Source organism: Halobellus captivus, from assembly GCF_003697845.1.
In the GTDB taxonomy this organism is placed as follows: Archaea; Halobacteriota; Halobacteria; order Halobacteriales; family Haloferacaceae; genus Halorubrum; species Halorubrum glutamatedens.
Genome location: NZ_RDQE01000006.1, coordinates 45867 through 71248 on the forward strand (window position 1 = coordinate 45867; position 25382 = coordinate 71248).

Sequence of the window (25382 nt, forward strand, 5' to 3'; positions counted from 1 at the left end):
AGCCGGGAGACGTCCCCGTCGTGGTTCCGTTCTCAGCCCTCCGTCTCGCCGCGCGCCTCCGCCGCCCAGTCGGGTTCCGTGACCGCCTCGCCCCGATCGCGGTACTCGATCTCGACCTCGACGGCCCCGGTTCCGTCGTCGTGTGGTCCCTCCCAGGACTGCTCGATCCGCGGGACGAACCCGGCCTCGAACACGTCGACGGTCGCCGACGCGGTCTCGATGCGCTCCGGAACCGACCGCTCGCCGTCGAAGGAGTCGGAGACGAACCGGGCGGTCGGCTGCCCCTCCATCTCCCCTTCCCCCTCGGCGCGCGGGTCCCAGTTCCCGAGCCCCTCGTACGCCGTCTCCCCCGAGCCGTCTCCCCGAGGTACCCGGATCCCGACGAGCGCCTCCGATCGAAGCGCCTCCTCGAAGTCGGCGGCCGTGCGGTCGACCGCCTGCCGGCCGTAGCGGACCCCCTCCTCGGTGCGTTCACGGAGCAGCGCCTCCCCGTCCGCGACGTACCGCTCGAGCACGTCCGGCCCCTCGGTTTCGGTCACCTCCTGTCGAAGGTACGACCGTCCGTTCTCGAGGTCGTGGCTCGACTCGTACTCCTGTGAGGGGAGCCACGGGGTCGGGTCGCCGTCCCCGTCGTAGCTCGACGTAGCCGTCGAGAAGAGGGTCATTCCGCCCGCCTCGACCGCCGACTCGACGTGGTTCGTGGCCAGCGTCTCGACGTCGAGCCCGTCGCCGTCGCGCCACTCGGCGTCCGGGAAGGGACCGTCCACGCTCCCGCCGACACAGCCCGCGAGTCCGACGCCGGCGGCGGTGCCGAGCGCCGCCAGAAGGCGGCGTCTGTTCACGCGCCGGCCGACGCGCCGTTCGTTCGTGGATCGTTCGGTCATACCCGTCCGTGGCGACGGACGCGAAAAAGCCCGCCGAAGCCGTCCGCGAGTCGCGGTCAAGTCAGTTGGACGTCGTCGATGTCGTGGTGACGCTTCGCCAGCGTCCGCGCGGTCTCGATGTTCCGGCCGTCCGCGCCGATCGCGACGCCGCGGTCCGGCTCGGGGACCTCCACGTACGCGACCCGGTCGTTCTGCTCGGAGACGGTCACCGCGTTGACCGCCGCCGGCGCGAGCGCGCTCGCGACGAACGCCTCGGGCGTGTCCGCGTCCTCGACGAGGTCGATCGACTTGCCGAGCCGTCGTTCGGCCTCCTCGACGGTCTCGCCCGCCTGGCCGATCGCGGCCGCCATCTCGCCGGCCGGAAGGAGGAACACGAGCCGGTCGCCCTCCACGAGGCAGTCCTTCGGCGCGACGCCGGTCAGCTCGTCGAACCGACCGATGTAGCGCCGCGCCTCGTCGGAGAGCTCGACGCGCATCAGTCGTCGCTCGGCGTGCCGCCGTCCGAGACGACCCGCGACCCCATCCGGAGGTCGACGTCGCCGGTTCCGATCGAGATGGGTTTCCCGGCGATGACGTTCTCGATGACCCCGTCGAGCTCGTCGTACTCGCCGTGGACCGCCGCGTCGAGCAGGTGGTTCACCGTCACCTCGAACGCCGCGCGCGCGAGCACCGAGTCCTTCGAGCCGGAGATGCCGTGCCGGCCGATCGACTCGATCTCGCCGTTGTTCGTCATGATGTCCGCGACGAGCATGAGGTGCCGGACGTTCACGTCGTCGAGCCCCTGCTCTTCGAGCGTGTTCTTCGTCTCGTCGATGATCGTCTCGCGGGCCGCCTCGACGCCGAGGTTCCGATAGATCTCGTGGATGTTGTTACACGTCGTTCGCGAGGCGTCGACCCCCTCGATCTCCAGGGCGTCGCCGAAGGCGGACCCCTCGGTGTAGAGGACGAACTCCTCGCCCTCCTCGAGTTCCTCCTTGCGGATGACGACCCGCTCGACCTCCTCGATCCCCTTGAAGACGATGTCGCGGAGGCGCTCGACGAGCTGTAACAGCTCGCGGTAGCTCGGCTCGTTGGGGCCGAACTCGATCACGGTCCCCGCCTGCCGGGCGTCGACGCCGAGCGAGTCCTCGATGGTCTCGGCGATGATCTCGGCGACCTCCGTGGGGTCCGAGTGGGTCGGCCACCGCTCCAACAGCGTGTCGTCGTTGAGGTCGATCCGTACGAGCATGTCCGCGACGTTGGTGGAGACGTCGCCGAGCGCTAAGATCCGCGTCGACTCGATCGACCAGACGACCTCGTGTGCCTTCTCGCGGTCGGTCGCGTACTCGCCCTCGAGATGAACCGTCATCATCGGCGTGTCCGGCGTCTTCCGGGCGTCCACCAGCTCGATGAGCCGGGGGAGCCCCTGCGTGACGTCGATCTCCGCGACGCCGGCGTAGTGGAAGGTGTTCATCGTCATCTGCGTTCCGGGTTCCCCGATCGACTGCGCGGAGACGGTCCCCACGGGCTCTAACGGGTCCACCCGCGTCTCGATGTACCGGTTCTCGACGCCGGTCGCGATGTCCGTCGCCTGCTCGATCGAGATCTCGCCGTACTCGTCCGCCTTCGCCTCCAACGTCTCGTACACCTCCGTCTTCAACCGCTTCGGGAGCTCCGTCGCCTCCACGACGGCCTCCATGTCCTCGGTGACGTGTTCGTACTCAGTCATCGGACTCCACCCCCAGCTCGTCCGCCTTGTTCAGGCCTGGACCCGCGTGCTCCGAGAGGTTCGTCGGCGGCGTGCGCTCGCCGAGGAACCGCTCCTTCTCGTCGTCGGAGGCGAACTCCGACTCCAGGACGCGGTCGGCGATCCCGTCGACGTCGATCCCGTCGCCCTCGCCGGAGGAGACCTTGATCGGCGAGGTGCCGTCCTCGCCGAACTCGAACTGGACGATCCGTCCGGAGGTGTCCCGGACGGTTCCGTCGTACTGCGCCTCCAGCTCCGAGAGCGCGTTGATGAGCCGCCGCTGGAGGTAGCCGGACTTCGAGGTCCGAACCGCCGTGTCGACGAGCCCCTCGCGGCCGCCCATCGCGTGGAAGAAGAACTCCTCGGGCGTGAGTCCGCCGCGGTAGGAGTTCTCCACGAAGCCGTGCGCCTCGGCCGAGAGGTCGTCCGCCTCGTAGTGGGCGAGCGTGCGGTCCTCGTAGCCGCGGTTGATGCGCTCGCCGCGAACCGCCTGCTGGCCGACGGAGCCGGCCATCTGCGTGAGGTTGAGCATCGAACCACGCGCGCCGGAGCGGGCCATCACGACCGCCGGGTTGTCGTCGCCGAAGTGCTGGTCGGCGATCTCCCCGGCGGAGTCACGGGCCTTCCCGAGCGTCTGCATGATCTTCATCTCAAGCGTCTCGTCGACGCTGCGGCCGGGCAGCGACTCCAGCTCGCCCGCGCGGTACGTCTCGATCAGTTCGTTGACGCGGTCGTACGCGCTGCCGATCGCCTCGTCGACCTGCTCTTCGGCCGCCGGCGGGATCGACTCGTCGTCGATCCCGATCGAGAAGCCGAAGTGCATGATCGCCCGCATCGCGAGCGAGGCGATCTCGTTGATGAAGACGCGGGCGCGCGTCTCGCCGTACTGCTTGGTGAGCGTGTCGACGACCTCGCCGCCGAACGCCCCGACGGCGTCCTCGTCGATCGTTCCCTCGACGAGCTGGCCGTCCTCGATGAGGACGGCGTCGCCGGTCGAGGAGGTGAACTCTAAAGAGAGGTCGTCGGGAAGCAGCTCCGAGAACAGCGTCCGGCCGGTCCAGAACTCCCGTCCCTCGTCGTCGACGCCGTCGGCCTCGGGGAGCTCGTCCACCCGCGTCGCCCGGAGCAGGTCGAGCGCCTGCGTCTCCGTGAACTCGGGGTTCGCGTGAGTGAGCAGGTACGTCCCGGAGATGTGGTCCTGGATCGCGCCGATGATGTTCCCGCCGAACCGCGGCGAGAGGATCTGCTCCTGAACGCGCATGAGCACGCGCGCCTCCGCGCGGGCCTCCTCGTTCTGCAGCGCGTGCATGTTCATCTCGTCGCCGTCGAAGTCGGCGTTGTACGGCGGACAGACGACGGTGTTGAGCCGGAACGTCTTGTACGGCATCACGACCACCTCGTGGGCCATGATCGACATCCGGTGCAGCGACGGCTGGCGGTTGAAGATCACGATGTCGCCGTCGACGAGGTGTCGATTCACCTCCCAGCCGGGTTCGACCTTCTCCGCGAGCTCCTCGCAGTTCTTCTCGGTCACCTTCAGGCGGCGACCGTCGGGTCGGCGCACGTAGTTCGCGCCCGGGTGTGCCTCGGGACCGTTCCGGACGTACTGCCGTGCGTCCTCGACGTTTCGCTCGGTGACGTTGAGCGTCTGGGTCATCTCCTTGGCCACGCGGTCGGGGACGCCGACCTCGTTCAGGGAGAGCGTGGGGTCCGGCGAGATGACGGTCCGCGCCGAGAAGTTCACGCGCTTCCCGGAGAGGCTCCCGCGGAAACGACCCTCCTTGCCCTTCAGCCGCTGGCTGAGGGTCTTGAGGGGCCGACCGGAACGGTGTCGCGCCGGCGGCGTTCCGCTGATCTCGTTGTCGACGAACGTCGTGACGTGGTACTGGAGGAGTTCCCAGAGGTCCTCGATGATCAGCTGCGGGGCACCCGCCTCGCGGTTCTCCATGAACCGCTGGTTGATGCGGATGATGTCGACCAGCTTGTGCGTGAGGTCGTCCTCGGAGCGCTGGCCGTTGTCCAGCGTGATGGAGGGTCGGGTCGTGACCGGCGGAACCGGAAGCACCGTCAGGATCATCCACTCGGGTCGGGAGTGTTCGGAGTCGATCCCGAGCACCTCCAGGTCCTCGTCGGGGATGTCCTCGAACCAGTCGCGGACGTCCGAGGGCATCAGCTTGTTCATGTCCTCCTCGGTGAGGTCGATGTCGAGCGCCTTCTCGATGGCGCGGCGGTCCTCCTTGCGCGGGCGGAACTCGCCGGCCATGATCTCGTTTATCCGCTCCAGCGAGATGTCCGTCTTCTCGGCCAGCTCCTGCGGGGAGGTGCCCGGGTCGTCCTCCTCCTCGTCGGGCTGCATCGCGGCCGCGATGTGCTCGGAGTAGTCGCCCGAGAGCACGTCCTGGACCTCGTAGTAGGTCGTCGGCTTCTCGTGTTTGATGTCCGCCTGCGGCTCGCCGCAGTACGGACACGTCGACGCCTTCCGGGCCTGCCGCACGGCCGCCTTCAACACGTCGTGGGGGTCCTCGCCGAGCTCCTCGGCGCGCTCCAGCCGCTCCTGGAACTCCTCGCGTTCCGCCTCGGTGAGCGCCAGCTTCCCGCACTCACGGCACGTCGACCGCAGCAGTCGGCGGATGAGCTTCGTGAAGCCCACGTGGATGACGGGGGCGGCCAGCTCGATGTGGCCGAAGTGGCCGTTACAGGACCCGGAGTGGGACCCGCAGGTCCGACACTCCAGTCCGGGGTCGATGACGCCGAGCCGCGGGTCCATGAGCCCCATGTCGATCGGGTAGCCGTCGTCGTCGTACGTGTCCGCCGTGATCACCTTCGTGGCCGACATGTCCCGGTACGTCTCCGGGTCCATGAGGCCGAAGTCGATCCCGCCGAGCACCTTCGGTGTTTGCATTGACATTTAAATCGCGTCCTCCAGTTCGAGTTTCGGTCGGATTCCGAGGGCGATCATCTCGTCGAGCAGCAGCTTGAACGCGTAGCTCACCTCGAGCTCGTGGATGTCGTCCTCGTCGCCCGTGACCGGGTCGTACACGCGGCGCTGCTCCCTGTCCTCGACGGCGACCAGGCCCGTCTCCGCGGAGACGTACACCTGTTCGGCGTCCGACGACTCGAGCAGCCGTTCGTTGAGCACCATCGACGCGCCGTGGCCGATGATCGTGTCGCGCTCCATCTCCCCGACGCGGAGCCCGCCCTCGCGGGCGCGCCCCTCGGTCGGCTGGCGCGTGAGCACCTGGACCGGCCCGCGCGAGCGGGCGTGGAGCTTGTTCGACACCATGTGGTACAGCTTGTGGTAGAAGATCGTTCCGACGAAGATCTCCGCCTCGATCTTCTCGCCGGTGACGCCGGAGTACATGACCTCCTTGCCGGAGGACTTGAATCCGTGCTCCTCCAGCCCGCCCCGGAGCTCCTCCTCGTCCTCGCCCTGGAACGGCGTCCCGTCGACGCGCGACCCGCGGAGCGAGCCGACCTTGCCGCCGAGCATCTCCAGCACGTGGCCGACCGTCATCCGCGACGGCAGCGCGTGCGGGTTCATCACGAGGTCGGGAACGACACCCTCCTCGGTGAAGGGCATGTCCTCCTGGGGCGCGAGGTGGCCCACGACGCCCTTCTGGCCGTGTCGGGACGCGAACTTGTCGCCGAGTTCGGGCACCCGCTGGTCGCGCACCTTCACCTTCGAGAGCTTCGAGCCGTCCTCGCCCTCCATCAGGGTGACCGTGTCGACGACGCCGGACTCGCCCGAGCGCATCGTCACGCTCGTCTCGCGGCGCTTCTGCGGGGAGAGCCCGCCCATGTCGTCGGGCTCCTCCAGGAAGCGCGGCGGGCTCGTCTTGCCGAGCAGCACCGAGGACTCGTCGACCCGTGTCTCGGGGTTGACGAGGCCGTCCTCGTCGAGGTGGGTGTACGCGTCCTCACCGCGTGCACCGCGAACGTCCTGGTCGGGGATCTCGAAGCGGTCCTCCTGGCCGCCGGGGTACCGCCGCTCCTCGCCCTCGTACGTCCGGAAGAAGTGCGAGCGGGTGAGCGCGCGGTCCACCGACCCCTGGTTCATCACGAGCGCGTCCTCGATGTTGAACCCCTCGTAGCTCATCACGGCGACCACGAAGTTCTGTGCCGCCGGCCGCTCGTCGAAGCTGATCTGGTCGGAGGTCTGCGTCTTCACCATCGCCAGCTGGGGGTAGTGCAGCAGGTGTTGGCGGGTGTCCGGCCGGATCCGGTAGTTGGCCGAGGGAAGCCCGAGCGACTGTTTCATCATCCCCGCGCCCATCGTGATGCGCGGAGACGCGTTGTGTTCGGGGTACGGGATCATTCCCGCGCCGATGCCGAACACGAGCTGCGGGTCGATCTCGAGGTGCGTGTGGTTCTCGGTCACGTCCTCCTCGTCGACGGCGACGAGGATGTCCTCCTCCTCCTCGGCGTCGATGAACTCGATGTAGCCGCGGTCGACGAGGTCCTCGAACTCGACGTCGCCCCGCTCGACGGCGGCGACCTCCTCGTCGCCCAGCAGCGGCTCGCCGTTCTCGACGACGATCAGCGGCCGGCGGGCCCGCCCCGCGTCCGCGTTGACGATGACCTCGCGGGTCCGTTCCTTCACCGAGACGTTCACCATCTCGCTCACGTCGCCGCGTCGGCGCGCTTCGCGGATCTGGCCGGCGAGCTCGTGCGGGTCCGGGTGGGTCCCGACGAGGCTCCCGTTGACGTACACCTTCGCTTCGCGTTCTGCTTGTGCCATGTTAGTCGTCCGCCGTCTGTCGTTCGACGCCCTCGATGCCGGGGATCCCCTCGACACCCATCGACGCCAGTTCTCGTTTCAGCCCCTGTTCGTCCTCGACTGTCTGTGACAGCTCCATCGCCTGCGCGAAGTTCTTCACGAGTCCGCAGTTCGGCCCCTCCGGCGTCTCGGAGGGACAGATGCGACCCCACTGGGTCGCGTGGAGGTCCCGCGCCTCGAAGTGCGGCTGGGAGCGCGACAGCGGCGAGCGCAGCCGGCGGAGGTGCGAGAGCACGCCCATGTAGTCGGTCCGGTCGACGAGCTGGGAGACGCCCGAGCGGCCGCCCACCCAGTTGCCCGTCGCGATCGGGTGTTCGAGCCGCTCGGTCAACACGTCCGAGCGGACCACCGTGTTCACGGTGAGCTGCCGGTTCCGCATGTTCGCCCGCTCGAGCTGGTACTTCACGTCGCGCGCCAGCTTGTTCAGCGCGGTCCGGAACAGGTCGCGCATCAGGTCGCCGGAGACCTTCAGCCGCTTGTTCGCGTAGTGGTCCTTGTCGTCGGCCTCCCGGCGGTCCAAGGCGAGCTCGAAACACGCCTCGGCCATCCGGCAGAGGTAGTACGCCTTGTTGATGCGGACGTCCTCCTCGTCGACGCCCTCCTCGTGGAGGTGCGGGAGGAGGTAGCGGTCGATGACGTAGTTCGCCCGCTTGAGCTGGTAGTTCTTCCCCTGCCCCGAGGCGACCCGCTCGCCGAGGGTCTCGATGGCCTCCTCCGTGGTCTGGACGGAGGCCTCCTCTAAGTTCTCCAGCATGAACTTCACGATCTCGGGGTCGTCGCTCACGCGGTGGACGATCTCCTCGTCGGACTCGAGCCCGAGCGCGCGAACGAGCGTCACGAAGTCGATCGAACCGGACACCGAGGGGAACGACACCTCGAGCAGCCCCTCGCGGTTACGCTCACACAGCACCAGCGCGCGGTAGCCACGGCGCTGGGAGAACGTCTTCGCGACCTGGATCTCGTCGCCGTACTTCGAGTCGTACTCGGCGAGGATCTTGTTGGGCGCGAGGTCCTCCGAGGTCATCAGCACGCGCTCGGAGCCGTTGACGATGAAGTAGCCGCCGGGGTCGACCGGGTCCTCGCCGATGTCGATCAGCTCCTCGTCGGTGAAATCGGCCATGTTACACTTGTCGGAGCCGACCATGATCGGCATCCGGCCGACCTTCGTCTCCGTGCTGTCGACGACGGTCTCCGGCTCGTCCTCGCCGCCGCGCACGATGGACATCTCCATGAACACCGGTGCGGAGTAGGTGATGTTCCTGAGGCGGGCTTCCTGGGGGTAGAGGAGCTCCTCGGAGCCGTCGGCCTCGCGGACTCGGGGCGTGACCATCCGCACGTCGCCGAGTTCGACGTAGACGGGCTCCTGGCCCTCCTTGTCGCCGATGTCGGTCTCTATCGTCTCCTTTTCGTCGACGACTTCCTGCATCCCGCGACCCAGGAAGTTGTTGAACGATCGGAAGTGGTGTTCGGCGAGTCGTTCGTCGGAGAAGTACTCGCGTGACACCACGCGTCGGTCTTGCCTGTTCATGAGACGACCAGTCGGAACACGACCGCTTGGTCGGTCGTTCGTGAGTCACGAACGATCTTCACCACGTCCCCGACTTCGGCGTCGTCCGGGGTCGCGGGGTCGGTGCGTTTGATCTTCGGTAGGTTCGTCTTCTTCACGTCGTACTCGGTCAGGACCGTCTCGATCTCCTCGGGATCGTCGATCAGGACGTGGTCCGGAACGAGTTCGTGTTGGCTTACGTCTACCATGGGTGGTGGTGGTGGGGAAAAGCTATCACGAGATACTACAGCGTGTTACCGACTCCAGCCGCATAAGGTTTGTCAACTCCGCCGCGCACGGCTCTCCGCGCCGGGGCGTCCCACGTTCTCACGCTCGGGAGTGACACACAAAAACGTACCGCCCGCCCTGTGAGCGTTCACCACCGCCGCCGCCGATGACAAGCCTTATTTGCCAGACACGGGTACGACAGGTTGCGACGCGCCCGGATGGTGTAGTGGCCCATCATACGACCCTGTCACGGTCGTGACGCGGGTTCAAATCCCGCTCCGGGCGTCCCCTATTTCGGGGCTTTCGTCGCTGTCTGCCCGGATGGTGTAGTGGCCCATCATACGACCCTGTCACGGTCGTGACGCGGGTTCAAATCCCGCTCCGGGCGTTCCGTTGCGACCAACAAACGAGCGGTGAGCATCGCGAACCGCGAGTCCGGTCGCAACGGAACCACGACTGAAGGGATTCGAACCAGGGAGTGAAGCGAGCGACGCGAGCGGAACGAGTGAGGTTCAAATCCCGCTCCGGGCGCTTTCTCGGAACGCAACGCGAACGAGGAGCGCAAGCGACGAGTGAGTCCGGCGTCGACGAATCGTTCAGAGGGACTTGATCCGCGGACGATCGAACGACGAGTGAGTCCTCGACCACTACAGCCCGAGCGCCGAGCGAAGGTCGTTGACGCGGGCCTCGGTCTTCTCGTCGACGTCGCCGTCCGGTTCGACCGGCGTTCGCCCGTCGTAGGTCTCGTGAACCATCGACACCCCCTCGGCCAGCGTGTCGAGACCGTATCCGCCCTCGAGGACGTACGCCACCGCGGCGTCGAGCCCCTCCGCGACCGTCCGGATCTGATCCGTCAACAGCGCGTATCCCTCCGAGGAGACGCGCATCCGCGAGATCGGGTCGTGGCGGTGGGCGTCGAACCCGGCCGAGACGATCACGAGATCGGGGGCGAACCGGTCGAGGGCCGGCTCGATCGCCTCGTCGATCGCGTAACAGTAGTCGGCGTCACCCGCACCGGCTGCGAGCGGGAGGTTCACGGTCGTCCCCTCGCCGTCACCCTCGCCCGTTTCGGTGAGCTCGCCGGTCGCCGGGTAGAGCCCGTCCTCGTGGATCGACGCGTACAGCACGTCCTCGCGGTCGTAGAAGATGTCCTGGGTGCCGTTGCCGTGGTGGACGTCCCAGTCGAGGATCGCGACCCGGTCGGCGCGGTCCCGATCGATGACGTGCTGGCCCGCGACCGCGGCGTTGTTGAAGAAACAGAAACCCATCGCGTCGTCGGTGACCGCGTGATGGCCCGGCGGACGACCGATCGCGAACGGGGTCTTTCGACCGTTCTCGCCGTCGAGCGCCGCGTCCGCCGCCCACTGCGCCAGTCCGGCCGCCGAGAGCGCGGCGTCCCACGTCCCCTCGCCGGCGACCGTGTCCGGGTCCCAGTTACCCCCGCCGTCCGCACAGAACGCCTCGAGTTCGTCGACGTAGTCGTCGGCGTGGACCGCCGTCACCGCCCCGCGGTTCGCCGGCGACGCCTCGGTGTACTCGACGCCGTGTCGCTTCGCGAGGCCACGGCGGATCGCGCGTAGTCGGTCCGGGTTCTCGGGGTGTCGATCGCCCGTGTCGTGGTCGAGACACCGCTCGCTGTAGCCGAAGCGCATCTATTCGAACAGCGCGAAGTACGTCTCGATGTCCTCGGCCTGTACGGTCCGGCGATCGGCGTGGCGGGCCAGCGTCGCCGCGGCGCTCGCCACGTTGTCGGCGTAGTCCTCGAGGATGTCGGCCAACGCGATCCGCGCGTCGACGCCGACGCGATACCGGTCGTCGATGCGGAGCCGCGCGATCCGATCGATGGGCGCGACGGGGAGGGACAGCTCCTCGCGGGGGATGACCTGCTTGACGCCGAAGTCCGACGCCATCAGCGTCTTCCGTCCGTCCGCCGTCGCGTGCTCGGCCGCGTCGATCGCCAGTTCCGCGCCGTGCGACTGGATCCGCCGGGCCAGCTCCTCGGCGGCGTCGGCACTGACCCGGAGCTCGCCGGCGTTCCGCCGGATGATCGTATCGACCGGCGCGAACGGCAATTCGACACTCATACACACAGTCGGGTTCGTCCACCGTATAACGCTTTCCGTTACCGGCGTCTACGTGCCCGAAAGACGGCCTCGAAGCCACTCAGCAGGTCGTTTCGCACCGACGATGCACGCCGTCCCGCCCCCTCCGCGCGAGAATCGCGCGGCGACGTAGCTTAGAACACGTCCTCGGCGTGGATCGTCCCGTCGCGTTCCGGGCCGCGAACCGTGATCTCCTCGCCGAGTCGCAGGCTCGCCCCCGTCTCGACGCTTTTCGTCCGCTCGCCGTCGTCCAACACGACCGGGTCTCCCGTCTGGACGACCGTCCCCGTGAACTCCACGTCGTCCGCGGCTCCGGATTCGACGGTCGCCGTCGGGGTGCCGTCGCCGTCCGCCACCGCCTCGGCCCCCTCGTCGGATCCCGACGAGTCGCCGAAGGCGTCCAGTCCCGCGTCCGTCGCCGACGCGTTCGTCGCGTCCGCCGCGCCGGCGTCCGAGCCGTCGCTCGCGCGTCCGGCACCCGCGCCGTCGCCGCCGGAGTCGAGCACGGAGACGGTCGAGCGCCAGTTCGCGGACGCCTCCAGGTCGTCCTGCCAGCCGTCCTGGATCTCCACGTCGGTGAAGACGACGCGGTCGGCCAGGTCGATCTCGCGATCCGCCTTGTCGCCCCACAGCGCGACCCGGATCTCGCCCGTCTCGTCCTTGATCCGGACGTTCCGGACCTGCCCCTCGCTCCCGTCGTCGCGGTCGAACGTCCGTGTCGGGTCCGTCTCGATGACCCCGCCCGCGACGTCGACGGTCTGACCGATCTCCAACTCGGCGATGTCCGTCGTCTCCGGGACGTACTCGACGTCCTCGTCGACGCGGTCGACGGTGCCGCGATCCCCGACGTGAAGCTCCAGGTCGCCGTCACGCTCGCGGACGTAGCCGTCGCCCACCTCGACGACCTCGCCGGACTCGAACTCCTCGACGAGGTCGGCCTTGTCGTCCCACAGGGTGACCCGGACCCGACCGGTCTCGTCGCCGACGGTGAGGTTCGCCACTCGGCCCTCGCTGCCGTCGTCGCGGTCGAACGTCCGGATCGAGTCGGTGTCGAGCACCTTCCCGACCAGGTCGACGTCGGACGCGCCCAGAGAGAGGTCCTCGACGCGGTAGGTGTCGAGCACCTGCACGTCGACCTCGGCGTCCTCGTCCGGTTCGACCTTGTCCGCGCTCACCTCGAGGCCGCTGTATCCCTCCTTCGGCCGACCCATGACCCGCAGCACCTGGCCGACCTCCAACTGTTCCTCGGCCGCGGTCGCCATCTCGTCCCAGAGGGCGACCCGAACGGAGCCGGAGGCGTCCGCGACGTCGACGTTACAGACGCGACCCTCGTCGTCCTCGCCGTCGCGCTCGAACGTGCGGACGTCGCCGATGGAGGTCACCTTCCCGAGGAACTTCACGTCGTTCATGCCGGGCTCGATGTCGGCGATGGTGTCGGCCTCCTCGTCGCGGAGCTCGTGGGCGATGAGCATCGCGGCGGTCTCCTCGTCCGCGAGCCCGCCCATCTGCTCGACTTTGTCCTCGACGGCGGCCGCGAACTCCTCGAACTCGACGTCGGTCTCGAGGTCCTCGTAAACGTCCTCTATGGCTCCCATACGCGTACCTCGTAGGGTCGTCGACTCCGCGGATAAGCGTTGTCCTTGCGCCGTTTCCGTGCCGTCGTCGGTCGCGTTTTCTCCCCGCTCTCGAGTCGCGTTTTCGCTCGCCATGCGACACTCTCGCCTCGGTTCGATACAAAAACGTTCAGTCGATCCTCGGGTTCCCGGCAGCTCCGTAATCGGTCCGTGCGACCGTCGGGCACGGCGCACGCCGGACCGTAACCGTCTTAAGTATCTCGGCGATACGTGTAATCGAGTCCTGGTAGGGTAGTGGACTATCCTCTTGGCTTGCGGAGCCAGGGACCGGAGTTCAAATCTCCGTCAGGACGTTTCCTTCAGCACAACGCTGCGAGCGAAGCGAGCAGCACGTGCTGAAGGAAACTCCGCGGAGATTTGAGCAGAAAAGTCGCAACCGGGGAGCGAACGGAGTGAGCGACCCGGACCGTCTTTTCGAGTTCAGATCTCCGTCAGGACCGAACGCAGCGGCTGTCTCACTTCGTTCGACAGCCGCAAAGTGAGCGTCCTGACGTGCCCTGCGCTCGCTTCGCTCGCGCAGGACTCCGTCAGGACGCTACGAATGGTAAATAGCGGGGACCATCGAACGGTTCGGGGGTTCTTTGCGAGACCCTGGGTCGGTCGGTACGAGGGTGATACTCATCGAGATGCCTTCATTCGTTTCGACATCCGATCAATGGCTACCCCGGCAGCGTATCCGCTCGATCCGAGGAGGACGGCAAACGGGAGACCGAACTGGACGCCGTATTCGACCCCACCGAATAACTCGGCGCGTGCGGAGGTGTACCCGTATCCCAGCATTCTCGGGTGGTTATACCGGGTCGACCCCGCCCAGCTTCCGGTAAGGTACCCGACGAGCGGCAAGAAGACGAACCACCAGAGACCGATGAGCCACAGCGAACCGATCGTCGGTACGAGACCCGCACCGACGAGTCCCGCCACGATAGCGATCCCGAGCGTCAACACGATCCAGCCGAGGGAGAGGCCGACGTTCAGTCCGATCACGAACCCACCGGAGGCGAGCAAAAGGAGGCCGACCACTGCCAGTACGAGAAGACTCCTACTCGAGGAGTCTCCAACGACGTGCGTCGAGCCGCGTACGTCCTCGAGGTAGCCCATTACCGTCGAATTCGTCGTCGTGTTCGGATAGTCGTTTTGGCGAACACATCGATCCCGAGCGGGAACGCCACCGCCGACCCTCGATCAATCGTGCGGGTGGAACCGCTCCATCGCCCGCTTGACCGCGTCGGTGTCGCCGATGAAGGTGACGTGGTCGCCGTACTCGAGCACGCTGTCCGCTGAGGGGACGTGGTTCTCGCCGTCGCGGCTGACGACGGCGACGAAGGTTCCGTCCGGGATGTCCGCGTTGAGGTCGCGGATGCTCTTGCCGGCGAGCCTCTCGGAGGTCACCTCCACCTCCTGGACGTCGTGGTCGTCGCCGAGCTCGTTCATCCAGTGGGTGAGCGCCGGGCGCTCGATCTCGTCGTCGATGGCCACCGCGGTCGCCGTCGTGGCGTCGATAGCCTCGACGCCGATGCTCTCGAACGCGTCGACGTTCTCCGGCTCGTTCACCCGGGAGTACACCGACTCGACGTCGAACTTGGTGATCGCGAGCTGACACGCGAGGAGGTTGATGTCGTCGTCGGCCGTCGTCGTGACGAACCGCTTGGCGTCCTCGATGCCCGCCTTGCGCAACGCTTCCGCCTCGCTTCCGTCGCCCTCGCGAACGGTGTATCCCTCGGCACGTGCGCGCTCGACCACGTCCGCGTCGGATTCGACGATGACGACGAACTCGCCCCTGTTCTCCAGTCGTGTGGCGAGCGCCCGGCCGATCCGACCCCCGCCGATGATTATCGTACGCATTGGTGACACTCCGAGGTACTCGCCGATCTGCCGCGCCATGCCCGCCTCGATCGCGACCGTCGCGAAGATGACGGCGAAGACCGTCCCGACGAGCAGCTGCCCGGCCGCGACGTTGCCCGCCAGCTCCAGCTCGATGGCGAAGAGCGTCGCCACGCTCGCCGGGATGATCCCCCGCGGGCCGACCGCCGCGATGAACAGCCGCTCCGCTCGCGTGAACCGCTCGACGCCGGCCGTGGCGATGAACGCGCCCAGCGGCCGCAACACGAGCATGACCACGAGCACGAGCCCGATCGCGCCGACGCCGAGCCCGAGGATCGCCTCGACGTCTATCAGCGCGGCCAGCGAGATGAACACGAACGAGAGCACGACCAGCGTCGTGTTCTCCGCGAACCGTTCGATCTCCTCCCTGTTGTCGATGCCGAGGTTCCCGAGCAGCATTCCGCTCGTCGCCGCCGCGGCGATGCCCGCCTCGGCCGCGACGGCCTCGGCGGCCGCGAACGACCCGATCGCCGCGGCCAACACGAGGAACTGCGACGCCTGGACGTCGCGTTCGGGGACGAACTCGCTTTCCAGAAGGAGGTAGATGACGACCGTCGCGAGCACCCCTGCGGCGACGCCGACGCCGAACCGCTGGAGGAACGAGAGGAGCGTCGCGGGCACGCCGAGGTCGTCGAGCAGCAGCGTCTCGAAGACGACCACGGCGACGATCGCCGCGGTCACGTCGTTGACGATCCCCTCCGTCTCCAGTGCGGTCGCCACGTGGTCCCGGACCCGGACGACGTTGAGTATCGGCGTGATGACCGTGGGACCGGTCGCGACGAGCAGGGCTCCGATCAGCAGCGCGATCTCCCAGGTGGACCCTTCGAGGAACCGGACCGCCACCGCGGTGCCGAGGAACATCACCAGGGCGCTGACCGTGACCAACCGGAGCGACACCGTCGACGCCCGGCGGATCCGGTCGACCTGCAGCGCGAACGCCCCCTCGAAGACGATGATCGCGACGCTGAGGCCGACGATGATCTCGAGGCCGTCCCCGAACGTGTCGAGCGTCACGAGCCCGAGCACCTCGGGACCGAGGACGACCCCGATAGCGAGGTAGAAGACCACGCTCGGCACCTTCAGCCGATGCGCGAGCAGTTGCACGACGAGCCCCGAAACGAGGATGGCCGCGACGACCGGCAGGAGACTACTGGACACGTCTATCGGATTATTGTACCCACCGTACATTACTGTGTTGGTTCGTCGACGATCGAACTCGGGATTTATGTTCGTCCCTGACCGAGACGCTCGACGTGACGCGTGACGGCCGCGGCGACCACGGCGACACGAACGACCACGGCGACGCGGACAGCCTCGGCGACGACGACCGCGGCGAACGGGTTGCCGCCGGGCTCGAGGCGGGAATCGCGCTGTTCAACGCCGGCTACGTCCTCGCGGCGCGCGACCGCTGGAGGTCGACACGGGTCGCGATCGCCGACGACGCACCCGCCGACGCCGGCACCGAACCCGGAGGCGAGCGGGTCCTCCGCGGGCTGGTTGCGGTCGCGACCGCGGCCGATCACGCGGGAAGCGGGGAGCGGTCCGGAGCCGCGGACCACGGCACGCGCGCCGTGGACCTCCTCGAGGGGATCGACGACGCGTGCCACGGGACCGATCTCGAGCCGATCCGCGAGTGGTGCCGACGGCTCGCCGCGGACCCGGGAGCGATCGGGGACGGCCCGCCGCCGATCCGGATCGACGGCGTCGCCGTCGGGTTCGAGGACCTGGATCTGGCGGCGACGCTCTCGGCCGCGTCCGCGCTTTCGGCCGTGGTCGACGCCGGTGACGAGGAAACGATGTCGGCCGCGGCGGCGCTCGCTCGCGAAGAGCACGGAACGGGCCGGACGCAGGTCACGGAGCTTCTGTTCGCGTATCTCCGTCGGCCGGAGGCGCGCCCGCAGATCGCGGCGCGGATCGCTGACCACGTCGACCGGGACCGTCGCAAGGGTCGGGACGTCTCGGGCCTGTTCGAGTGAGCGGGGGCGTCAGGGTTCGTCCGTCGGCGGATCCTCGGCGATCGGCTCGCCCTCGAAGGTGTAGTTCGCGGAGTTGTCCTGCGGGTCGTAGCCGAGGACCTCGCGGGCGCGCTCGATGGAGTAGTACTTCCGGTCGTTGTCGGAGATGCCGTAGACGATCTCGAAGCCGTACTCCGCCCGGAGACACCGGTCGAAGAGGTGCGCGCAGTCGCCGTGTGAGAGCCACATCGCCTGTCCGCGCTCGTACTCGCGCGGCGGGTGGTCCTTGGTGAGGTTGCCGATGCGGACGCAGACGACGCCCATCCCGGTCTCGTCGTGATAGTACCGCCCGAGGAACTCGCCGGTCGCCTTCGAGACCCCGTAGAGGTTCCCCGGACGGGGGAGCTCCTCGCCGTCGAGCCGGTAGTCGTCGTCGGGGCGGTAGAGGTCGGGGGTCCGATCGTCGGTCTCGTAGCCGCCGACGGCGTGGTTCGAGGAGGCGAACGCGAACTTCTCGACGCCGGCGGCGGCGGCGACTCGCATCACCACCTGCGTCCCGTCGATGTTGTTCCGGAGGACGGAGTCCCACGGCGCGGTCTTCCGCGGGTCCCCCGCGAGGTGAATGACCGCGTTCACGCCCGTCATGGCCTCGCGGACGGCACGCTCGTCGGTGATGTCGGCGACGTACTGGTCGGCGTCGGTCACCCGGTCGGGCACCTTCGCGGCCGGGAGCGGCTCGCGGTCGAGGAGCCGCCAGTCGTACTCCTCGCCGATCCCGTCGAGGATGGCCTGGCCGACCCGCCCGCCCGCGCCTGTGAGTAGGACCGGATCGTCCATTCAGCCTACTATGGACGCGAGGACGGCATATATGACACGGTTCGGCCGCCGAGACGTCGACGGCCGCTCCGCGTCCTCAGGAGAGCTTCTGACGCGAGACGGTCACGCCGGTCGGCGCCACCACGAGCTGGTCGTCCCCCTTCTGGACGATGTCTCCGTCGACCTCCTCCGCGACCTGGCGGAGCTCGTCGATGATGTGTTCCACGGTCCGGTCGGACGTCGAGTGCCGGGTGATGTCCGCGATGACGAAGTCGCCGTCGTAGACCGCGTCCTTGATCGGGATGACGTCGCTCTGGTCGCCGATCTCCGCGATGTGTACCTTCATTCCCGCGTCCGCCTTCGCCTCGGCGAAGTCGTCTATGTCGAGTTCGACGTAGTCGTCGACGGAGCGCTGTCCGCCCCCGCCGAGGATCTTGCTCATAATACCCATACCAGTGTTACGACGAGGTCGCACATTAGTTCTTACGTCAGACACGGCCGTTGCGTTCTCGTTCGGACGAGGCCGCCGCGTCGGTCGCTCGAACGCGGTCACACACGACGACGAACCCGCCGCGCGGCCGTCCGGTAGCGAGCCCGAGATCGACGGAGTCGGCTCCGATCACTCGAGGCGGTCCTGCCACTCCTTGACGCGCGAGAGCAGCTCCACCGGTGCCGTCTCCACGACGTCGACGTCGGTCAACTCCTCGATCACCGCGCGCGTCTCCGCGTCGAGGCCGTCCTCGGGAGTCTCGAGCGCGGCGGCCCGTTCGTCCGAGGATCCCTCCGAGACCGGAGTTCCCTCGGAACCGGTCGCCGGCGACTCCTCCTCGTCTCCGTTTCGAGCGCCGCGTTCTCCCCCCTCGGCTCCCGCGAACGATCCGGTCGAGAGGTCGAAGACGGCCTGTCTCGTCCCGTCCCCTCCCGTCCCCTGCCGCGAGCCGCCCTTCGCCTCGATCGCCTTCTCCTCGCGCAGCCGGTCGAGCACCCGGCCCGCGCGGTCGACGACCGGCCCGGGGACGCCCGCGATGTCCGCGACGTGGACGCCGTACGAGCGGTTCGTCGGCCCGTCCCGAATCGTCCGGAGGAACGTCACGTCGCCGTCGCGCTCGTCGACCGCGACGTGGACGTTCTCGACGCGCGGGAGGTGGTCCGCGAGCGTCGTCAGCTCGTGGTAGTGGGTCGCGAAGAGGGTTCGGGCGCGCACCTCGTTGTGGAGGTACTCCGTGGCCGCCCACGCGATGGATATCCCGTCGTAGGTTGCGGTGCCGCGGCCCACCTCGTCTAAGATTACGAGCGACTCCTCCGTCGCCGAGTGGAGGATGTTCGACAGCTCCTGCATCTCCACCATGAACGTCGACCGGCCCTGTGCCAGCTCGTCGAGCGCGCCGACCCGGGTGTAGATCCCGTCGACGAGGCCCACCTCCGCCGCGCGTGCGGGCACGAACGATCCCGTCTGGGCGAGCAGCTGGATCAGCGCCGCCTGCCGCATGTACGTCGACTTCCCGCTCATGTTCGGTCCCGTGACGATCAGGAAGCCGCGCTCCGCGTCGAGCTCGAGGTCGTTCGGCACGAAGTCCGTCGTCCGCTCGACCACGGGATGGCGGCCCGCCTCGATCGAGAGGGCCCGCGAGTCCGAGAGCGTCGGGCGGGTCCAGTCGTTGCCCGCGGCGTGGGTCGCGAGCGACGCGAGCGCGTCCAGCTCCGCGAACGCTCGCCCCACGTCCTGTAACAGCGTTACCGCCTCCGCGACCCGCTCGCGGAGCGCCTCGAACAGCTCGTACTCCAGCTCGCCGCGCGCCTCCTCGAGCCGGAGCACCTCGCGTTCGCGCTCCTCCAGCTCGTCGGTGACGAACCGCTTCGAGTTCTTCAGCGTCTTGATCTCCCGATAGTGGTCGGGCACCCCGTCCGCCACCGACTTGCCCACTTGAATGTAGTAACCGTCCGTCTTGTTCCGGTCGACCGTGACGTGGGAGAGCCCGTGGTCCCGCTTCTCCCGCTCGGCGAGCGTGTCGAGCCACTCGGCGGCGGCCTCGTGGCGCTCGATGAGCTCGTCGAGCTCCGCGTCGTACCCCTTCCGGAACAGCCCGCCCTCCGTCTTCGTCTTCGGCGGGTCCGCCGCGAGGGCCTCCTCCAGCTCCCCGTGGAGGTTGCGGGCGCGGTCGCGGTCCGGCCGTCCGAGGACCTCCACGACCGGGGAGTCAGCGAGCTCCGTCCCCTCGACCGCCTCCGCGAGCGCGGGCAGCAGCCCGAGGGTGTCCCGGACCGACGAGAGTTCCCGCGCGCCCGCGCTCCCGCTCGTCGTCCGGGCGGCCAGCCGTTCGAGGTCGTACGCGTCCCCGAGCGTCTCGCGGAGCCGGTCGCGTGCGAGCGCCGCCGACGCCAACGACTCCACCGCGTCGAGCCGTCGGTCCAGCTCATCGCGGTCGCGTTTCGGCCGCGTGAGCCACTCGCGGAGCAGCCGGCCGCCCGCGGCGGTGACCGTGTGGTCGACGGCGTCGTAGAGCGACCCGTCCGTCTCCCCGCGCATCGTCTCCGTCAGCTCGAGGTTGCGCTGGGTGGTGGCGTCGAGCTCGACGTGGTCGCTCGCGCCGTACGTCGTCAGGCGCGTCATCGACGCGAGCACGCCCGCGCCCGTCTCGGCGACGTACGCCAGGGCCGCGCCGGCCGCCCGCGTCGCGGACCCGGAGCCCAGCCCGACGCTGTCGGCGGTCTCGGCCCCGAACTGCTCGCGGACCGCGTGGGCCGCCCGCCCCGGCGCGAACGCCTCCGCGTCGAAGACCGAGACGGAGCCGGAGAGGTCCTCGCGGACCGAGGCGAGGAACGCGTCGTCGTTCCGGAGGTCGGGGCCCGGCAACACCTCCGCGGGATCGAACCGGTACAGCTCCGCCCGGAGGTCGCCCCGGTCGTCGACCGTCGTGGCGAGGAACCGACCGGTGGTGACGTCCGCGAACGCGACCCCGTAGGGGCCGTCGTCGCTTCCGGTGCTTCCGTCGTCGATTCCGCTTCCGCCGCCCTCCCCGCCGCGCACGACCGTCGCCAGGTATCGCGCGTCGGCGTCGCTGGTCTCGAGGAGCGTCCCGGGCGTGACGACACGGGTCACCTCCCGCGCGTGGCCGCCGTCGTCCGTCTCGTACTGGTCCGCGACCGCGACCCGGTACCCCCGCTCGACGAGCGCCTTCAGGTACGGCGTCAGCTCCGAGAGCGGGACGCCCGCCATCGGGTACGACGACCCGTGTGAGGACTTCTGGGAGACCGTCAGGTCGAGCTCGTCGGCGACCAGCTCGGCGTCGTCGGCGAAGAACTCGTAGAAATCGCCACACTGCATCGCGAGGACGTCCGCGTCCGTCCCCTCCTTGAGTTCGAGGAACTCCCCGACGATCCCCGTTGGCATACCCGTACTCCCGCCGTCGGCGGCTAAAACCCTACGGGTCGGTCGCGGCCGTCGGGTTCACCGCACCCGGACCCGAGCCCACGTCGTAGCCGCGCCGGATCCCCTCGTTCATTCCGTCGACCGCGTCGACGACGGCCCCCTCCAGCGGCTCGCCGCGCGCCAGCCGTGCGGCGATCGAACTCGAGAGGGTACAGCCGGAGCCGTGGGTCGCGTCCGTGTCGACCCGCGGGTTCTCGATCCGACGTACGCGGGGATCGTTCCCCCCGTTTCCACCGATCACCAGAGTATCCGTCACGGTTCCTTCGCCGTCGAGGTGACCGCCCTTCACGAGCGCCGCGTCGGCTCCGCGGTCGACGAGCGTCCGCCCGGCTTCCGCGGCGTCCGTGGGCGTCTCGACCGCGCCGTCGACGAGGACCGCCGCCTCGTCGGCGTTGGGCGTGACGAGCGTCGCCGCCGCGATCAGGTCGTCGTACGCCGCCTCCGCCGCCGGCGACAGCAGGCGGTCGCCGGTCGCCGCCACCATCACGGGGTCGACGACGACCGGCCCAGGGAAGTCGGCGAGCTTCCGCGTGGCCGTCTCGACGACCTCGCGCGTCGCCAACATTCCGGTCTTGACCGCGCGCGGCTCGAGGTCGTCGACGACCGCGTCGTACTGGGCGGCCACGTGGTCGGCCGACAGCGGGTTCACGTCGTTGACGCCGCGGGTGTTCTGGGCGGTCGTCGCCGTCACGACCGCGGTCCCGAAGACGCCGTGGGCCGTCATCGCCTTCAGATCCGCCTGGATCCCCGCCCCGCCGCCGCTGTCGCTGCCGGCGATCGTCAGCGCGACGGGCGGGGAGACGGGGTCGTAGGGTTCGGACATGTCCGCGGATATTCTTCGGTTGTACTAGTGGGTGGCGATAACCGCCGTCGAACGGGCTTTCCGCCTCGGGGTCCGAGGGGAGGTATGAGCGACACTGACGTCGACGACGCGGAGGCCGACGCCGATCCCGTCACCGTCACGGTCTTTTCCGACTACGTCTGCCCGTTCTGCTACCTGGGTCGGCAGTCCCTCGAGGGATACCGGGAGACGCGGGAGGCGGACGACGGCGACCTGCGGATCGACTGGCACCCCTTCGACCTCCGGAGCGGGAAACGCCGTCCCGACGGGAGCATCGATACCTCGGTCGACGACGGCAAGGACGACGACTACTACGCGCAGGCCAGGGAGAACGTCCGCCGGCTTCAGGAGGAGTACGACGTCGAGATGGACCTCGAGATCGCGACCGACGTGGACTCGCTCGACGCACAGGTCGTCTCCTACTACCTAAAGGAGCACCACCCCTACGACACGTGGCTCGCGTTCGACGAGTCCGTCTTCGCCGCGCTGTGGCGGGAGGGCGAGGACATCGGCGACCGCGACCTCCTCGTCGATCTCGCGGCGGACGCCGGCGTCGATCCCGAGGAGGTCCGGTCAGCGCTCGAGGACGACACGCTCCGCGAGGAGGTGTCGGGGCTGTTCGACGAGGCGCGACGGCGGGGAGTCACCGGCGTCCCGACGTTCGCGTACGACGGCCACGCCGCCCGGGGCGCGGTCCCGCCGGAACACCTCCGGCGGCTCGTCGAGGGCGCATAGGCGCGTCGACCGCGCTCGGGTCGACCGCGATCAGGCGGATCCCCCCTCGGTGGGGTCTTCAACCGCTCCGTCGTCGACGTTGTGGTCGGCCGCGTTCCGATCGGCGACGTTCCGATCGGCGGCGTTCTGATCGGCGACGTCCCCGTCGCGGTCCCCGACCGCGTCCACGTACCGGTACGAGAGGTACACGCAGCCGAGCGCGAGAGCGGTCCCGAACATCACGTCCGTGAGCCAGTGGATCCCGAGGTACATCGTCGAGACGACCACGGAGCCGGCGATCCACCAGGCTATCGGCGTCCATCTGGGATACCTTCCGTGCGTGAGCGCGGCGAAGGTCGCGACGGTCACCGACAGGGAGGTGTGAAGCGAGGGGAACACGTTCGTCTCGACGTTCACCTCCCCGGTGAGCGTCTGGAAGTTCGGGTTGAACGTGTACAGAAGCGAGGTCACGGCGTCCGGCATCAGGTTCCGCGGGCCGTACGCCAACACGACGGTGTAGAGCACGAGCCCGATCGCGTAGTTGAGCGTGTACGCCACGATCAACCGCTTCAGCGTCGTCGACTCCGGAAGCGCCGCGTACGCGATGAAGGGGAACACGAGCAGGAACGCGTACCCGAACACGTAGACGGACGAGAAGTACAGCGTCAGCCGTGGGCTCTGGAAGGTCCCCTGGAGCCAGGCGACGAAGTTCCCCTCCAGCGCGAAGATGAGCCCCGTCAGTCGCAGGCCGAACACTTCCGATATCGACTGGAGCGCGGGCCGACCGATCCCGCTCACGACGAGCACGACGATCAGGGCGGCGACCTCCCGACGCGACTCGCGGAGGTACGGAACCAGGTTCTCGCCGACCCCGTACAGCCGCCGCGGGCCGACGACGGCGACGCCGGCGACGAGGCACATCGCGGCCACCCAGAACAGGACGCTCGTGACGACCGGGAGGAGCGGAGTCATTGGTCGCGCGCGAGCAGTCTGTCGGACTCGTCGAACCGATAGCCGATCTCCCGGAGGGCCTCGCGCGTCGCCTCCGCGTCGAGCGACCCGTCCTCCCCGCGGAACGGATGTACCGGGTCCTCCTCGCGGTCGTCGTCCCACCGGAGGTTCCCGGGAACCCACTCGGGCGACGTCGCCAGCGGACTGGTGGCCGGTCGAGCGTACCCGGCGAACGCGTCGTCGACGATGGTCGACTTGTCCACGAGCGACGCGACGATGCCACGAAACCGCGGGTTCGAAAGCGGCGCGCGCCGCGCGTTATACCCCACGTAGTAGAACGCGGCCGACTGCGTGCTCACGAGGCGGGCATCGCTCTCACGGCCGATCCTGGGCACCGAGTCCGGCCCGAGGTTCGAGACCGTTCCGTCGGCGTAGCCGTCGGCGACCCACTGTACCGCGGAGACGTCCGATCCGACGATCGCGACCTCGAGGCGTTCGAACGCCGGCTTCCCACGGTACGGTGCAGGGATCGACTCCCCGTCCTCGGTCCCGGCCGTCGATTCGGCGGTGTCCCCGTCGGCCTCGGCGTCCTCGCTACCGTCCGAGCCGGAACGAACGAGGAAGTGGTCGGGGTTTCGTTCGAAGACCACCCGCTCTCCGGGAGTCGACTCGATGAACCGCATCGGACCGCTGCCGACCGGGTCCTCGTTGGACGTGACGAGCGCCTCCGTGGTCTCGGTGTCGAACTCGAACCCGCCGACCGTCGCCGTCTCGGCCCGGTCGATCCAGACGTGTCTCGGCAGGATCGGGACCTGTAGGGCGCGTTCGGCGACGGCCTCGTCGGCCCCTCCGACGATCAGTCGAACGGTCGAATCGTCGACGACGTCGGTCGACTCCACGATCGACCCGCGTCCCCGGAACTGTGGGGCGGGAACCGGCATCTCGGTGCCCCCCATCGAGGTGTCCCGGAGGAACTCGTACGTGAACGCGACGTCCTCCGCGGTCAGCGGCTCGCCGTCGTGCCACGTCGAGTCCCGCAGTCCGATCTCGATCGTCTCCGGGTCGATCCACTCCCACTCGCGCGCGAGCCACGGGATCGTGGTCCCGTCGTCGACGATCGCGAGCCGGTCGTACAGCATCGACATGAACGTCCCGTATCGGCGATATTCGGCGGCGATCGGGTTCCAGTTCTCGGTGATTCGTCCGTCCGTGGTCGCGAGCCGGAGGGTGACCGGCTCGCCGTCGTCCTCGTCTCGCTCGTCGACGAGATCCATGGTGAGCAGCCCGGTCGCGGATATCGGCGGTCCCGTCTCCCAACCGACGAACCGGTCCGTCCGCGCCGCCGCCAGCGCGTCCGGGAACGCGACCACGGTGAACGGCTGTTTCTCACACACCGACTCCTGGAGGTCGGAGACGATCCGGGCCCGGTCGGACTCGGCCGCGGCCCGTTGCTGCTCGAGGAGTTCGTCGACGTCGAGGTCGGTGAAACCGAACGGGTTCTGCCACCCCGCCTCGGCGGTGAACTTCGAGTGGATGAGCCCGTAGAGTACGTCGGGATCGAACGGGAGTACCTCCGTGTACTGGCCGACGTACACGTCGAAGTCGTGGTTGAGGAGCACCGTCCGGTGGAGGTCGGTCCCGTTCATCGTCTCGACCCGCGTGTCGACGCCGACGGCGTCCAGGTTCTCGGCGAGTGCGCGCGCGATCCGGATCCCGTTGGGGTCCTCGTCGGCCGGCGTGGTTCGGATCTCCAACACGAGCTGTGAGGAACCCTCACGTCCGGCGATGTTCCGCGCCCGCCCGGCACAGCCGGCGCTCCCGACAGCGAGGCCGATCCCCGCGAGCGCGTCGCGTCGGCTGATCCGCCCCGTCATCGTTCAGACGGAGTCGTCTCCGA

20 protein-coding genes and 3 tRNA genes are annotated in these 25382 nt (G+C 68.5%); 5 read left to right on the plus strand and 18 right to left on the minus strand.

The features are described 5' to 3' along the window. Window positions 1–32: 32 nt before the first annotated feature. From EAO78_RS08375 to EAO78_RS08405, 7 genes are all read right to left on the minus strand, one after another. Window positions 33–842 carry a hypothetical protein gene (locus EAO78_RS08375; protein ID WP_122105558.1) on the minus strand — a complete coding sequence of 270 codons (810 nt, stop codon included), beginning with the start codon at window positions 840–842 and terminating at the stop codon, window positions 33–35. A 98-nt stretch (window positions 843–940) separates the two neighbouring features. Then, window positions 941–1360, minus strand: coding sequence for a NusA-like transcription termination signal-binding factor (locus tag EAO78_RS08380; protein WP_122105400.1), 420 nt, complete (start codon window positions 1358–1360; stop codon window positions 941–943). Next, window positions 1360–2592, minus strand: coding sequence for a DNA-directed RNA polymerase subunit A'' (gene rpoA2, locus EAO78_RS08385; protein ID WP_122105401.1), 1233 nt, complete (start codon window positions 2590–2592; stop codon window positions 1360–1362). The genes EAO78_RS08380 and rpoA2 overlap by 1 nt, the downstream gene beginning before the upstream one ends. Then, window positions 2585–5512: a DNA-directed RNA polymerase subunit A' gene (locus tag EAO78_RS08390; protein WP_122105402.1), complete on the minus strand. Its 2928-nt coding sequence runs from the start codon at window positions 5510–5512 to the stop codon at window positions 2585–2587. Before EAO78_RS08390 ends, rpoA2 begins: the two co-directional genes overlap by 8 nt. 6 nt (window positions 5513–5518) lie before the next feature. Beyond that, window positions 5519–7348 (minus strand): DNA-directed RNA polymerase subunit B, encoded by a 1830-nt coding sequence (gene rpoB / locus EAO78_RS08395; RefSeq protein WP_122105403.1) that lies wholly within the window; start codon window positions 7346–7348, stop codon window positions 5519–5521. Window position 7349: 1 nt separating this feature from the next. After that, window positions 7350–8915 carry a DNA-directed RNA polymerase subunit B'' gene (locus EAO78_RS08400; protein ID WP_122105404.1) on the minus strand — a complete coding sequence of 522 codons (1566 nt, stop codon included), beginning with the start codon at window positions 8913–8915 and terminating at the stop codon, window positions 7350–7352. Next, entirely contained in the window at window positions 8912–9142 is a 231-nt protein-coding gene (locus tag EAO78_RS08405) for a DNA-directed RNA polymerase subunit H (protein WP_122105405.1), read from the minus strand. The genes EAO78_RS08400 and EAO78_RS08405 overlap by 4 nt, the downstream gene beginning before the upstream one ends. A gap of 231 nt (window positions 9143–9373) precedes the next feature. Between EAO78_RS08405 and EAO78_RS08410 the strand changes: the two genes are divergently transcribed. Both EAO78_RS08410 and EAO78_RS08415 read left to right on the plus strand, forming a co-directional pair. Beyond that, window positions 9374–9446 (plus strand) — tRNA-Asp (locus tag EAO78_RS08410). Window positions 9447–9476: 30 nt separating this feature from the next. Further along, window positions 9477–9549: transfer RNA gene (locus EAO78_RS08415), tRNA-Asp, on the plus strand. A 259-nt stretch (window positions 9550–9808) separates the two neighbouring features. Here EAO78_RS08415 and EAO78_RS08420 read toward each other — a convergent pair. The 3 genes from EAO78_RS08420 to EAO78_RS08430 form a co-directional block, all read right to left on the minus strand. After that, window positions 9809–10813, minus strand: a complete 1005-nt coding sequence (locus EAO78_RS08420) for a histone deacetylase family protein (RefSeq protein WP_122105406.1) — start codon at window positions 10811–10813, stop codon at window positions 9809–9811. Then, entirely contained in the window at window positions 10814–11245 is a 432-nt protein-coding gene (locus EAO78_RS08425; protein WP_122105407.1) for a histone, read from the minus strand. 152 nt (window positions 11246–11397) lie between these two features. Further along, window positions 11398–12858: a single-stranded DNA binding protein gene (locus tag EAO78_RS08430; RefSeq protein WP_122105408.1), complete on the minus strand. Its 1461-nt coding sequence runs from the start codon at window positions 12856–12858 to the stop codon at window positions 11398–11400. A gap of 259 nt (window positions 12859–13117) precedes the next feature. Between EAO78_RS08430 and EAO78_RS08435 the strand changes: the two genes are divergently transcribed. Then, a tRNA-Arg gene (locus EAO78_RS08435) sits at window positions 13118–13190 on the plus strand. 325 nt (window positions 13191–13515) lie between these two features. On the opposite strand, the gene EAO78_RS08440 is transcribed toward EAO78_RS08435, so the two are convergent. Together EAO78_RS08440 and EAO78_RS08445 are read right to left on the minus strand one after the other, a co-directional pair. Continuing rightward, a complete protein-coding gene (locus EAO78_RS08440) occupies window positions 13516–13995 on the minus strand; it encodes a hypothetical protein (protein ID WP_122105409.1) in 480 nt (159 codons plus the stop codon). 84 nt (window positions 13996–14079) lie between these two features. Then, window positions 14080–15966, minus strand: coding sequence for a cation:proton antiporter domain-containing protein (locus EAO78_RS08445; protein WP_122105410.1), 1887 nt, complete (start codon window positions 15964–15966; stop codon window positions 14080–14082). A gap of 65 nt (window positions 15967–16031) precedes the next feature. Here EAO78_RS08445 and EAO78_RS08450 point away from each other — a divergent pair, with 65 nt between their 5' ends. After that, window positions 16032–16754, plus strand: a complete 723-nt coding sequence (locus EAO78_RS08450) for a DUF309 domain-containing protein (RefSeq protein WP_238987650.1) — start codon at window positions 16032–16034, stop codon at window positions 16752–16754. Between the two features lie 9 nt (window positions 16755–16763). Here EAO78_RS08450 and azf read toward each other — a convergent pair whose 3' ends face one another. From azf to thiD, 4 genes are all read right to left on the minus strand, one after another. Further along, a complete protein-coding gene (azf, locus tag EAO78_RS08455; protein ID WP_122105411.1) occupies window positions 16764–17570 on the minus strand; it encodes an NAD-dependent glucose-6-phosphate dehydrogenase Azf in 807 nt (268 codons plus the stop codon). Between the two features lie 76 nt (window positions 17571–17646). Further along, window positions 17647–18000, minus strand: a complete 354-nt coding sequence (locus tag EAO78_RS08460) for a cell division protein SepF (protein WP_122105412.1) — start codon at window positions 17998–18000, stop codon at window positions 17647–17649. A 168-nt stretch (window positions 18001–18168) separates the two neighbouring features. After that, window positions 18169–20940 (minus strand): DNA mismatch repair protein MutS, encoded by a 2772-nt coding sequence (mutS, locus tag EAO78_RS08465; RefSeq protein ID WP_122105413.1) that lies wholly within the window; start codon window positions 20938–20940, stop codon window positions 18169–18171. Window positions 20941–20971: 31 nt separating this feature from the next. Then, window positions 20972–21802, minus strand: a complete 831-nt coding sequence (thiD, locus tag EAO78_RS08470) for a bifunctional hydroxymethylpyrimidine kinase/phosphomethylpyrimidine kinase (RefSeq protein ID WP_122105414.1) — start codon at window positions 21800–21802, stop codon at window positions 20972–20974. 84 nt (window positions 21803–21886) lie between these two features. On the opposite strand from thiD, the gene EAO78_RS08475 reads away from it, so the two are divergent. Next, window positions 21887–22555, plus strand: coding sequence for a DsbA family oxidoreductase (locus EAO78_RS08475; protein ID WP_122105415.1), 669 nt, complete (start codon window positions 21887–21889; stop codon window positions 22553–22555). A gap of 30 nt (window positions 22556–22585) precedes the next feature. On the opposite strand, the gene EAO78_RS08480 is transcribed toward EAO78_RS08475, so the two are convergent. Both EAO78_RS08480 and EAO78_RS08485 read right to left on the minus strand, forming a co-directional pair. Further along, complete coding sequence (locus tag EAO78_RS08480; protein WP_122105416.1) at window positions 22586–23506, minus strand: phosphatase PAP2 family protein; 921 nt, start codon at window positions 23504–23506, stop codon at window positions 22586–22588. Further along, a complete protein-coding gene (locus EAO78_RS08485) occupies window positions 23503–25359 on the minus strand; it encodes an ABC transporter substrate-binding protein (protein ID WP_122105417.1) in 1857 nt (618 codons plus the stop codon). The genes EAO78_RS08480 and EAO78_RS08485 overlap by 4 nt, the downstream gene beginning before the upstream one ends. Window positions 25360–25382 lie beyond the last annotated feature (23 nt).